Annotated in this window: 10 protein-coding genes and 1 pseudogene; 9 read left to right on the forward strand and 2 right to left on the reverse strand. The window is 74.2% G+C overall.

Going from position 1 to position 12,027, the window contains the following annotated elements; all coding sequences use genetic code 11:
• Window positions 1–141: 141 nt before the first annotated feature.
• A pseudogene (locus tag ACFWR9_RS22375) lies at window positions 142–1,002 on the reverse strand (MaoC/PaaZ C-terminal domain-containing protein); the annotation flags it as partial.
• 149 nt (window positions 1,003–1,151) lie between these two features.
• On the opposite strand from ACFWR9_RS22375, the gene ACFWR9_RS22380 reads away from it, so the two are divergent.
• Genes ACFWR9_RS22380 through ACFWR9_RS22395 form a run of 4 tightly spaced genes read left to right on the forward strand, consistent with a single transcriptional unit; the run spans window position 1,152 to window position 4,748 of the window.
• Window positions 1,152–2,081, forward strand: coding sequence for an ABC transporter ATP-binding protein (locus ACFWR9_RS22380; protein ID WP_383844949.1), 930 nt, complete (start codon window positions 1,152–1,154; stop codon window positions 2,079–2,081).
• Window positions 2,078–2,797: an ABC transporter permease gene (locus ACFWR9_RS22385; RefSeq protein WP_383844951.1), complete on the forward strand. Its 720-nt coding sequence runs from the start codon at window positions 2,078–2,080 to the stop codon at window positions 2,795–2,797. Before ACFWR9_RS22380 ends, ACFWR9_RS22385 begins: the two co-directional genes overlap by 4 nt.
• A 34-nt stretch (window positions 2,798–2,831) precedes the next feature.
• A complete protein-coding gene (locus ACFWR9_RS22390) occupies window positions 2,832–4,085 on the forward strand; it encodes a sensor histidine kinase (protein WP_383844953.1) in 1,254 nt (417 codons plus the stop codon).
• A 30-nt stretch (window positions 4,086–4,115) separates the two neighbouring features.
• On the forward strand, window positions 4,116–4,748 hold the full coding sequence (locus ACFWR9_RS22395) for a response regulator (protein ID WP_383845047.1): 633 nt from the start codon (window positions 4,116–4,118) through the stop codon (window positions 4,746–4,748).
• Between the two features lie 88 nt (window positions 4,749–4,836).
• Here ACFWR9_RS22395 and ACFWR9_RS22400 read toward each other — a convergent pair whose 3' ends face one another.
• A complete protein-coding gene (locus ACFWR9_RS22400; protein WP_383844954.1) occupies window positions 4,837–6,291 on the reverse strand; it encodes an MFS transporter in 1,455 nt (484 codons plus the stop codon).
• Window positions 6,292–6,532: 241 nt separating this feature from the next.
• Between ACFWR9_RS22400 and ACFWR9_RS22405 the strand changes: the two genes are divergently transcribed.
• The 5 genes from ACFWR9_RS22405 to ACFWR9_RS22425 all read left to right on the forward strand — a co-directional run bounded on the left by ACFWR9_RS22405 (window position 6,533) and on the right by ACFWR9_RS22425 (window position 11,851).
• Window positions 6,533–8,314 (forward strand): MFS transporter, encoded by a 1,782-nt coding sequence (locus tag ACFWR9_RS22405; protein ID WP_383844956.1) that lies wholly within the window; start codon window positions 6,533–6,535, stop codon window positions 8,312–8,314.
• A 452-nt stretch (window positions 8,315–8,766) separates the two neighbouring features.
• Window positions 8,767–9,417, forward strand: coding sequence for a class I SAM-dependent methyltransferase (locus ACFWR9_RS22410; protein ID WP_383845049.1), 651 nt, complete (start codon window positions 8,767–8,769; stop codon window positions 9,415–9,417).
• Between the two features lie 22 nt (window positions 9,418–9,439).
• A complete protein-coding gene (locus ACFWR9_RS22415; RefSeq protein WP_383844958.1) occupies window positions 9,440–10,420 on the forward strand; it encodes an N-acetylmuramoyl-L-alanine amidase in 981 nt (326 codons plus the stop codon).
• 158 nt (window positions 10,421–10,578) lie between these two features.
• Window positions 10,579–11,457 (forward strand): hypothetical protein, encoded by an 879-nt coding sequence (locus tag ACFWR9_RS22420; RefSeq protein ID WP_383844960.1) that lies wholly within the window; start codon window positions 10,579–10,581, stop codon window positions 11,455–11,457.
• A 106-nt stretch (window positions 11,458–11,563) separates the two neighbouring features.
• Window positions 11,564–11,851 carry a hypothetical protein gene (locus tag ACFWR9_RS22425; protein ID WP_383844962.1) on the forward strand — a complete coding sequence of 96 codons (288 nt, stop codon included), beginning with the start codon at window positions 11,564–11,566 and terminating at the stop codon, window positions 11,849–11,851.
• Window positions 11,852–12,027: the final 176 nt, after the last annotated feature.

The following is a 12,027-nucleotide window of genomic DNA, read 5'->3' on the forward strand; positions in this document are numbered from 1 at the left end:
CCGGCCGCGCCGCCCCCGCCGCGGCCAGCGCCCCCGCCCCCCGCGCCCCCCGCCCCCGCGGCCAGCGCCCCCGCCCCCCGCGCCCCCCGCCCCGGCCGACCGCCGGCCGCCGCGCCCCCGACAGCGACATCCGATCCGCCCGACGGTGTCGGCGAGGACCGGGGCGTCGTCCCGCTCGACGGCGCTCACCGCCGCGCGCACCGAACGGCCGCCGTCCGACACCACGGGCCGCCACATCCGCACCCGTAGCGTCTCCCCCGGGTACACCACCCCGACGAACCGCGTGCGGTACTCGCGCACCCGGGTCACGTCACCGTCCAGCAGCGTGTCGACGACCGACTTGAGCGTGGAGCCGTAGGTGCACAGCCCGTGCAGGACGGGCCTGTCGAAGCCGGCGCGCGCGGCGAACTCCGGGTCGGCGTGCAGCGGGTTCCAGTCACCGCAGAGCCGGTAGAGCAGCGCCTGGTCCTCGCGTACCGGCCGTTCGGCCACCAGGTGGGGCTCCGTGTCCGGCGGTGGGGCGGGGCGCCCGGACGGTCCCCGCTCACCGCCCCAGCCGCCTTCCCCGCGTACGAAGATCTCGGCCTCGTCGGTCCACAGCGGTCCGTCCGCGTCGGTGACGTCGGTGCGCAGCACGAGGACGGCCGCCGTGCCCTTGTCGTACACGGCGACGACGCGCGAGGCCGCGCTCGCCCGGCCGCGCACCGGGACGGGCCGGTGCGTCAGCAGGCGCTGCCCGCCGTGCAGGACACGGGCGAGATCGACGTCGACGCCGGGCATGGACAGCGCGCCGATCACGCCCGGGGGGCCGCCGCCCGCCACCGTCGCGAAGCTCGGCAGCACGTGCAGCCGGGACTCCAGCGTGTAACGCAGCTCGCGCGGGGAGGTGGCGGGCAGGCCGGCGCCGATCCCGAGGTGGTAGAGCTGGACGTCCTTGTGGTCCCAGGCGAGTTCGCGGACGTGGGGCGGTGCGGCGAGTGCCGTGGCCGCGTCGATGGGTATGGCTGTCCTCCCGGTCACGTGGCCGATCACCGGCGGACGACCGGCAGCCACGACCGTACGGGACGCCGGTCACCCGTGACATTTGTCCTCCCGGACTCCGGACAACCGCATCTGCCGCCCGCCCCCGCCGGCTCCGTAGCGTCACCGGCATGAGACCGACAGAAGGCACCGCGTCCGCCGTCTCCTTCACGCGAGCGGCCAAGGCGTACGGCGACGTGCGCGCCGTGGACGGCGTGGACCTGGAGATCGCGCGCGGTGAGACGGTCGCGCTGCTCGGCCGCAACGGCGCGGGCAAATCGACGGCGATCGCGCTGCTGCTGGGCCTGTGCCCGCCCGACGCGGGCACGGTGGCGCTGTTCGGCGGGGAGCCGGAGCGGGCGGTGCGCGCGGGCCGGGTGGGGGCCATGCTCCAGGAGGCACGGGCGGTGCCCCGGGTCACCGTGGGCGAGCTGGTCGCCTTCGTGGCCGGCCGGTACCCGGCGCCGATGCCGGTCGGGCAGGCCCTGGAGCTGGCCGGGATCGAGCGGCTGGCCGGGCGTCGCGTGGACCGGCTGTCCGGCGGGCAGACCCAGCGGGTGCGGTTCGCGATCGCGCTGGCCGGCAACCCCGGCCTGCTGGTCCTCGACGAACCCACGGCGGCCCTGGACGTGGAGGCCCGGCACACCTTCTGGGAGTCGATGCGGGCCTACGCGCGGCGCGGCAGCACCGTCCTCTTCTCCACCCACTACCTGGCGGAGGCCGAGGCGCACGCCGACCGCATCCTGGTCCTCGACCGGGGGCGGATCGTCGCGGACGGCACCGGCGACGAACTGCGCCGGGCGGCGGGCGGCAGCCGCGTCTCCTTCGACCTGGCCGGCCGGGCCACCGGCGACCTGGCGCTGCTGCCCGGCGTGCGCGCGCTGGAGATCCGCGGGGACCGGGCGCTGCTGCGCACCGAGGACTCCGACGCGACCGTGATCGCCCTCGCCGAGCGTGGCGCGATCCGCGGCCTGGAGGTCGCCCCGGCGTCACTGGACGACGCCTTCCTGGCCCTGACGACGACTGCAGGGTCCACTGCCGAGACGGAGCCGGTGCGATGAGGGACTATCTGCGGCTGGAGACGCGCCGTACGCTGCGCGACCCCGGCTTCGTCATCGGCGGCATCGCCATGCCGGTCCTGATGTACCTCCTCTTCACCAACCTCGGGGGCGGCGACGCGGGCGACTGGAAGACCGGGGCGATGGTCGGCATGGCGGCGTACGGCGCGGTCGGCTCGGCCCTGAACACCGGCGGCGGGGTCGCCGAGGACCGGGCGATCGGCTGGCTGCGGCAGCTGCGGGTGACGCCGATGCCGCCGCACCAGGTGGTGGTGGGCCGCGCGCTGACCGCCTCGGTCACGGTGCTGCCCGCGATCGCGGCCGTGCTCGCCGCGGGCGGCCTGGTCAACGGCGTACGGCTGGACGTCTGGCAGTGGGCGGCGCTGGCGCTGCTGCTGTGGCTGGGTTCGGTCCCCTTCACGCTGCTGGGCCTCGGCAACGGCTACCGGCTGACCGGCCAGACCACGGGCGCGGCGAACATGGTGGCCAACCTGGGTCTCGCGGTCCTGGGCGGGCTGTGGTTCCCGTTGGCGCTGTTCCCGGAGTGGCTGCGCGCGGTGTCCTCGTACACCCCGACCAACCGCTTCGCCGAGCTGGGCACCTCGGTCGCCACGGGGCACGCGCCCCCGGCGGGTGCGATTCTCGTACTGACGGCCTGGCTGCTGGCGTTCGGGGCGTACGCCGTCCTGTCCTACCGTCGCGTCGCGGGAAGCGGTTGAGCACGTGAACGACCGAGGAGAGGAGCCGAGGGCGATGACCGGGACCGGAGGGTGGCTGCGCAGGGTCTCGTGCCGCCTGGACGCGTGGCAGCCGGCGCGGCAGCCCGAGCCGGCGGAGGCGGAGGCGGCGGCGGCGGAGGCGGAGGCGGCGGAGGGGGACGGGCGGCCGGAGCGCGCCGGTCCGCCGCCCACCGGTTTCGCGCTCCTGCCCTGGCTGCTGATGGGCCTCGGCAGCCTGGCCAACATCTTCCAGGGGCGGACGTCGAACCCCTGGATCGGCGGCCTGGGGCTGCTGGTCTTCAACTCGCTCTACATCTACGTGGCCTTCCGCTCCTTCGACCAGGAGCGGCGCGAGTCGCCGTCGACCCGGCTGGCCCTGGCCGCCATGGCGCTGGTGACCTGCGCCCTGTCCCTGGCCTACGGCGGCAGCTGGCTGCTGTTCTTCCCGCTGCTGGGCCTCGCGGCGGGCGCGGCGCTGCGCGGCCGGTGGCTGGGCCGGTGGGGCTGGTCGCTGGCGGCCGTGGCGGGGGTCGTGGCCGGCGTCAAGGACGGCTGGACCGGCCTGAACATCGCCTACGGGACCTTCCTGTCGACGATGGTGACGGCCGCGATCCTGGGCCTGTCCGACGCCGTACGGCAACTGCGCGCGGCCCGGGAGGAACTGGCGACGCGGGCGGTGGCGGAGGAGCGGCTGCGGTTCTCCCGCGACCTGCACGACCTGCTCGGGCACACCCTGTCCGTGATCGTGGTCAAGTCGGAGGCGGCCCGGCGTCTTGCGCACCGCGACCTGGACGCCGCGCTGACCCAGATCACCGACATCGAGGCGGTCGGGCGTCAGGCGCTGACCGAGGTCCGGGAGGCGGTCACCGGATACCGGGAGGGCAGCCTGGGGACCGAGCTGGACCGGGCCCGTTCGGCGCTGGCCGCCGCGGACGTGGACCCGGTGGTCCACCGCTCGGGACCCCCGCTGCCTCCGCAGGCCGAGGCGCTGCTGGGGTGGGTGGTGCGGGAGGCGGTCACCAACGTCGTACGGCACAGCGGGGCGAGCCGGTGCGAGATCGCGGTGTCGGGCGGCGCGGACCGCGTACGGCTCACCGTCACGGACAACGGCACGGGCGCCGCCGGCCCCACCCAGGGTCCGGGCACCGGCCTGACCGGCCTGACGGAACGCCTCCTCACGGCCGGCGGCTCGCTGACCGCGGGCGTGGAGCCCCGGGGCGGCTTCGCGGTGACGGCGGAACTCCCGGTACCGGCGGAGGAGAGGCCGGTGGGGGCGCCGGCGCCCTAATCTGGCCCCGTGACCGACGAGTCTTCCCCCGTGACCGGCGAGCCGCCCCGCCCCCACCCCATCCGTGTCCTCCTCGCCGAGGACCAGGGCATGATGCGCGGCGCGCTCGCGCTGCTGCTCGGGATGGAGGAGGACATCGAGGTGGTCGCGCAGGTGTCGGCCGGGGACGAGATCGTCGGCGCCGCGCTCGCGCACCGTCCGGACGTCGCCCTTCTCGACATCGAACTGCCGGGCCGCAGCGGCCTGGACGCCGCCGCCGAGCTGCGCGAACGGGCGCCCGGGTGCCGGGTGCTGATCCTGACCACGTTCGGCCGCCCCGGGTACCTGCGGCGGGCCATGGAGGCGGGCGCCGCCGGTTTCCTGGTGAAGGACGGTCCGGTGGAGGAACTGGCCGGAGCCGTGCGCCGGGTGCTGGGCGGCGAGACGGTCGTGGACCCCGTACTGGCCGCCGCCGCGCTGAGTGCTGGCCCCAGCCCTCTCACGGCCCGGGAGTGCGACGTCCTGCGGGCCTCGGCGGACGGCGCGACCGTCGCCGACGTCGCCGGGGCGCTGCATCTCTCCGAGTCGACGGTGCGCAACTATCTGTCCGCGGCCATCGGGAAGACCGCGACGCGCAACCGCGCGGAGGCGCTGCGCGAGGCTCGGCGGCAGGGGTGGGTGTGAGTGGGGGCTGCCCGGGGGGTGGGGTGGTTCTTCGGCTGCGGGTCGGTGGGTGGTTGCTCGCGCAGTTCCCCGCGCCCCTTTGGGGCGCTCATGCCTGGGCGGTTTTCGGTTTTCCGGTTGGTAGCCATGCCCACATCAGGAGGGCCGCGGCGGTCAGGACCGCTGTTCCCGTGCGGAAGACCAGGGCGTAACCGTCCGTCAGCGCCACCGGGCCGGCGTGCTCGCCCCCGGCCCTGGCCGCCGCGATCGTGGACATCACCGCGAGGCCCAGCGAACCGCCCATCGTCCGGGAGGTGTTGACCAGCCCGGAGACCAGCCCCGCGTCACCGGGCGCCGCGCCGGAGATGGCCAGCGAGGCCAGCGGCGTCGCCGCCATGCCCGCGCCCAGCATCATCAGCACCCCGGGGATCATGATCGCCGTCAGGAAGCCCCCGTCCGCGGTCATCGTCGACTGCCAGCCGAAGCCGGCCGCCGCCACGAGCGTGCCCAGCACGGCCACGTTCCGCACCCCGAGCACCGGCATGAACCGCGGCGCCGCCTTCGACCCGAGGATCACCGCCAGCGAGCTCGGCACCAGCGCGAGACCGGCCTCCAGCGGGGTGTAGCCCAGCACGTTCTGCGCGTACAGGGTCATGAAGTACCACATCGAGAACATCGACGAGCCGGACACCAGCATCGCCACGTTCGCCGACGCCACCGACCGCAGCCGCAGCAGCCCGAGCGGCATCAGCGGCGCCACCGTCCGCGCCTCGACGAGGAGGAACAGCCCGAGCAGCCCGAGGCCGACGAGCAGGGGCACCAGCGTCGCGGTCGCCGTCCAGCCCTCGGACTCGGTCTGCGAGATGCCGTAGGCGAGCGTGGCCAGTCCGACGGTCACCAGCAGCGCGCCCGGCAGGTCGAGGCGCCGCCGCGCCGCACCCCGGCTCTCGGTCAGCCACAGCACGGCGCCGGCCAGCACCACCGCACCCACCGGCACGTTGATCAGCAGCACCCAGCGCCAGGACAGCCCGTCCACCAGGGCGCCGCCCACCAGTCCGCCCGCGGCGCCGCCCCCGGCGCCCACGGCGGTCCAGGTCGCGATCGCCCGGGCCCGCGCGGCCCCCTCGGGCACCGCCGCGGTCAGGATCGTCAGCGTCGAGGGCGCCAGTACCGCCGCGCCGAGTCCCTGCACGGCCCGCGCGGCCAGCAGCTGCCAGCCCTCCTGGGCCAGACCGCCGCCCAGTGAGGCCAGGGTGAACAGCCCGAGCCCGACCAGGAACATCCGCTTGCGTCCGTAGAGGTCACCGGCCCGTCCGCCGAGCAGCATGAACCCGGCGAAGGCGATGGCGTAGGCGTTGACCACCCACTGGAGCCCCTGCGCGCTCAGCCCGAGGTCGGTGCGCATGGACGGCAGGGCGACGTTGACGACGGACACGTCGAGCACGACCAGGAACTGTCCCGCGCAGGCCAGGGCGACGACCAGCCAGGTCGGGGGCGTGCGGCGGGCGGATGTCCGGGCGGCGGCGGAGACGGGGGAACTGGTTGCTTCGGGCATGGGTGTCATGGTCTCAGCGGCGGCGCGGCCCTTGCATCGGAATTTGGTCCCAGACCGGACTAGGTCCTCGGACCCAGGCGTCGCGGGACCAGGCGGCGGATCAAGAGAAGGTCAAGAATTCATTAGGGACCCGAAGCAACGGAATAGTTGCCCCGGCTGACGAGGTTCATCCTGCAGTCATCCCGCACCGCCATCACGCACAGCCATTGCGCACCGCATTCGACGCCCCCCGGCCTGGAGGCCCCACCCCATGTCCCACACGACGACCGACGAACCCACCCGGAGTGCGAGCGGGGCCACCGTCCCGGTGCTCGCCTTCGCGGGCATCGTCGTCGCGGTGATGCAGACCCTGCTCGTCCCCGTCATCAAGGACCTGCCGGCGCTTCTGGACACCACCCCCAGCAACGCCACCTGGGTCCTGACCTCCACGCTCCTGTCCGGAGCCGTGGCCACGCCGATCATGGGCCGGCTCGGCGACCTGTTCGGCAAGCGCCGCATGCTGATCGTCAGCCTCTCGGTGATGGTGGTGGGCGCACTGGTCAGCGCGTTCACCGACGCCCTCCTCCCGATGATCGTCGGCCGCACGCTCCAGGGCGTCGCGATGGGTGCGATACCGCTCGGCATCGGCCTGATGCGCGACATGCTGCCCCGCGAGCGGCTCGGCTCGGCGATGGCGCTGATGAGCTCCTCGATCGGCGTCGGCGGCGGCCTCGCGCTGCCCGCCGCGGCGCTGGTGGCCCAGCACGCCGACTGGCACACCCTGTTCTACGGCGCCGCCGGCCTCGGCGTGCTCTCCATCGCCCTGACCCTGCTGGTCGTACCGGAGTCCCCGCTGCGTGCCAAGGGCTCCTTCGACCTGCCGGGCGCGGTCGGTCTGACCGCCGGTCTGATCCTCTTCCTCCTGCCGATCACCAAGGGCAGCGACTGGGGCTGGTCGTCGCCCACCACGCTCGGCCTGTTCGCCGCCGCCGTCGTGGTCCTGCTGCTGTGGGGCCTGATGGAGCTGCGCGTCGCCGCCCCGCTGGTCGACCTGCGGACCACGGCCCGCCGCGAGGTCCTGCTCACCAACCTCGCCTCGATCATGGTCGGCGTCTCCTTCTACGTCATCTCCCTCGTCCTGCCGCAGCTCCTCCAGGTACCCGCCGAGACCGGCTACGGCCTCGGGCAGTCGATGGTCGTCGCGGGCCTGTGCGTGGCCCCGCTGGGCCTGACGATGATGTTCACGGCGCCGGTGTACGCCCGGCTGTCCGCCCGCTACGGCCCCCGGACCACCCTGATCATCGGCCTGATGATCATCGCGGTCGGCTACGCGGGCGGCCTCGCGCTGATGAGCGCCGCCTGGCAGACCGTCATCACCTCGGTGCTGATCGGCGCGGGCATCGGTCTCGCCTACTCCTCCCTGCCGGCGCTGATCATCGGCGCGGTCCCGGCCTCGGAGACGGGCGCGGCCAACGGCCTCAACACCCTGATGCGGTCCATCGGTACGTCGGTGTCGAGCGCCGTGATCGGCATGGTGCTCGCCAACACCGCGCAGGACGTGGGCGGCGTCGCCGTCCCCACCATGCACGGCTTCCGGGTCTCCTTCCTGATCGCGACCGCCGCGGTCGCCGTCGGCCTGGCGCTGGCCTTCTTCCTCCCCCGCCGCCGCCCGTCCACGGCCACGCAGCTGCGCGCGAGCAGCGAGGAGGACGCGAACCTGGCCCGCGCCGAGCAGGCACTCGCCGGGAAGGCCATTACCGGGAAGACCATCGCCGGTGAGCTGCCGCGCGGCTTCCGCGGCCGGGTGCTGGCCGCCGACGGCGCCCCCGTCGCCCGCGCCAAGGTCACGCTGATCGACCGGCACGGCCGGCAGGCGGGCGCGACCCTCTCCGCCGGGGACGGCAGCTACGCCCTCGCCGTGCCCGCGCGGGGCCCGTACGTCCTGGCCGCCCGCGCCGCCGGACACGGCCCGCTCGCCCACGCGGCGACCCACGGCGGCGACCACCAGGTCGACCTGGACCTGCCCCTGCCGGGCGAGCCGGTCCCGGCCTGACCCGCACGCCGTCGCTCCCCCGCCGCACCCCCTGCCGCAGGCCCGGCAGGGGGCGCGGGCAGCACGGGCGGCAGGGGGTGCGGGCAGCACGGGCGCCGCACCCGCGCCGGCCGGGCGGGACTCTCCCCGCCGGGCCCCACACGCTCACGCTCCCCTCCCTCGCCGGACACCCGGCAGGAGGTACGCCAGTACAGGCGCCCAACCCCGCGCCGACCCCGCAAGGCTCTCCCCGCCCGACCCCGCTCCCTCGCCGCACTCCCCGCCCGACACCCGGCAGGGAGTGAGGCAGTACAGGCGCCCAACTCCGCGCCGCCCCGGCAAGGCTCTCCCCGCCCGACCCCCCACCCCCGCTTCCTCGCCGCACCCCCGCCCGCACACCTGGCGGGGGGTGCGGCAGCATGGGCGCCGAGCCGCGCCACTGCCCGGCGCCCCGCGTCACCGAGAGGACCCGCATGTCCGCGCCGCCCGCCCCCGACGCCCTGGCCGCCTTCGAGGCCGCAAAGGGATTCATGCCCGTGCACGAGGGCCGCGCGCTGCACGCCGCCGCCGTGGAGGCGGGCGGGCTCGGGCTGCCGCTGCTGGAGGTCGGCACGTACTGCGGGCGCTCCACCGTCCTGCTCGCCGACGCGGCCCGCCGGGCCGGGGTCACCGCGCTCACCGTCGACCACCACCGGGGCAGCGAGGAGCAGCAGCCGGGCTGGGACTACCACGACCCGGGGACGGTCGATCCCGAGCTGGGCGTGATGGACACCCTCCCCACCTTCCGCCGCACCCTGCACCGGGCCGGCCTGGAGGAGCACGTGGTCGCCCTCGTCGGCCGCTCGCCCCAGGTCGCGGCGGTCTGGAACTCCCCCCTCGGCCTCGTCTTCATCGACGGCGGCCACACCGACGAGCACGCGAACGCCGACTACGAGGGCTGGGCACCGCACGTGACCGACGGCGGCCTCCTGGTCATCCACGACGTCTTCCCGCACCCGGCCGACGAGTTCACCGGCCAGGCCCCGTACCGCGTCTACCTCAGGGCCCTCGCGTCCGGCGCCTTCACGGAGGTCTCCGTGACCGACTCGCTGCGCGTCCTGCGGCGAACGGGCACGGGGATCTGAGGGCACGGTTAGAGTCGCTGACGTGTCGTACACAGGCCCCGATTTCGAACCTCCCCGGCCCCGCCGCTCCCCGCTGCGCCGCCCGCTGACCGTGGCGGTCGCCGCGCTGGTGCCCGGGGCGCTGCTCGGGTGGGGGGTGTTCGCGGCGGTCGGCGGCTCCGACGGCGGCGGGGGCGAAGCCGGTGCGCGGACGTCCTCGGCGGCACCCTCCGGCGGGGCGGCCTCGGCGAGCGACGACTCCAAGAGGCCCGCCGACAACTCCCCTTCCGCCACCGGGAAACCGTCCGCGTCCCCCTCCGACTCCAAGCCCGCGCCCGCCGGGGCGTCCGGGCCGCTCAAGGGGAAGGTCGTCGTCATCGACCCCGGGCACAACCCGGGCAACTTCCAGCACCCGTCCGAGATCAACCGGAAGGTGAACGTCGGCACGCACTGGAAGGAGTGCGACACGACGGGCACCGCCACCAACGCGGGCTATCCGGAGGCGAAGTTCACCCTCGACGTCGCCCACCGGCTGCGCACGCTGCTGGAGAAGCAGGGTGCCACGGTGAAACTGACGCAGGACGGCGACCGTTCGTACGGCCCCTGCGTGGACGAGCGGGCCCGGATCGGCAACGAGGCGGACGCGGACGCCGCGATCTCGATCCACGCCGACGGCTCGGGGGCCGGCAACCGCGGCTTCCACGTGATCCTGCCGGGCGCGGTGCACGACGGCGACGCGGACACCCGCGCCATCGTCGCGCCGTCCGCCGAACTCGGCGAGCGCGTCGCGGGCAACTTCGTCCGCGCCACGGGCAGTGCGCCGTCCAACTACGTGGGTGACGGTACCGGCCTGGTCACGCGCACGGACCTGGGCGGTCTCAATCTGTCAACGGTTCCCAAGGTGTTCATCGAGTGCGGCAACATGCGCGGGGACAAGGACGTGGCGCTGCTGACCAGCGGTACGTGGCGGCAGAAGGCGGCGCAAGGGATGTCTGACGGAATCGTGAGTTTCTTGCGCGGGTAGTGATCAGCGTCCCGATCCCTGCGGACAGCCCCGATGTGCGGACGATAGTGTCGTCTATACGATGAGGGGCCACCCCCGCGCTTCACACCGGAACCTTTCGGCGACATCGTGACAGCGACGCCTCTATTGACGACGAGACGACCTACGAAGGACCTGAAGTGAATATCCGCTCCCTCACTCGAGGCGACGGCGTGGTGATCGGAGCAGCGGTTCTGCTGTTGATCGCGTCGTTCCTCGGCCTCTACTCCGTCGAAGACGCTCCCGACAGCCTCGAACTGCCCAACCTGTGGGGCAGCGGGCCGATCGTACTCAGCGTCGTTCTGGCGGGCATCATCGGCGCCGCGCTCATCGTGGTGGCCCGCGGGCTGCCGCAGCCCAAGAAGGTCGTCGGCCTGGACCTCGGCCAGTTCGGCATCGCGTTCACGATCTTCGCCGCGTGGAGCGCCCTCGGCAACGTCTTCGACCCGGCGAGCGGTGTCGACAACGTCGGCGGTGGCTCCGACGGTCCCGACCTCGGCCTGGGCCTGATCCTCGCCCTCATCGCCACGCTGGTCATGGCCGCCGCGGCCGTGGCCACGCCGCTGCTCCCCGCCCTCAAGGGCACCCTGATCCCGGCCTCGCGACCGGCCGCGCCGCAGCCCTACGGCGGCCAGCCGCAGGGCGGTTACGGCTACCCCGGCGCGCAGCAGCAGCCGTACGGCGGCCAGCCGGGCCAGCCCGGTCACCCGGGTCAGCCGGGTCAGCCCGGTCAGCCCTTCGGCGGTCAGCCGCAGCCGGGTCAGCCCACGCCGCAGCCGCAGGCCCCACAGCAGGCCCAGGCGCAGGCGCAGCCGGCCGGGGACTTCTCGCCGTTCTGGTTCGCCGTGCCGGTGCCGCGTCCGCTGTTCGCGGAGGACGGCTCCCCCACGCCGATCGCCGAGCTGGCGCCCGGCACCTGGTACCTGGCCGTCGAGCAGCGCGGCGCCAACCTGGTCGCGCAGACGCAGGACGGCCGCCGGGGCGTCCTCCAGGACAGCTCGGGCATCCAGCGCGGCTGACCCGCCCGCCCCGCAGGCACCTCGACGGCCCTCCGTCCGGACCCGGTTCCGGACGGAGGGCCGTCGCCGTAGGTTTCCGCCGGGCTTCCGGGGCCATACGCAAGGCATGTCTAGATCTCACGGTTCCAGTTCCGCGGCCAGAGCCATAGCGGTTGTCGCCGACATCATGGCCTTCATCCTCGGCCTGTGGATTCTGATGTACCTGTTGGACGCCAACCGGGCAAACGACCTGGTCCAGTTCGTCCATGACGCGGCCAACTGGCTGGCCGGCTGGTCACGAGACCTCTTCACCTTCGACGAGGACTGGGCCCGCGTGGTCACCGGCTACGGCCTGGCCGCCGTGGTCTACCTCTTCATCGGCCACGCCATCGCCAACCGCCTCGGCCACCGCTGACCCCCAGACGCAAACGTCCCGGTCCAGACCCCGGCTGGTCACGAGACCAGGGGGTCTGGGGGCACCCCCAGAAAACACAGCACCTTCGACGAGGACTGGGCCCGCGTGGTCACCGGCTACGGCCTGGCCGCCGTGGTCTACCTCTTCATCGGCCACGCCATCGCCAACCGCCTCGG

It is taken from the genome of Streptomyces sp. NPDC058534 (genome assembly GCF_042717365.1).
Lineage (GTDB): Bacteria > Actinomycetota > Actinomycetes > Streptomycetales > Streptomycetaceae > Streptomyces.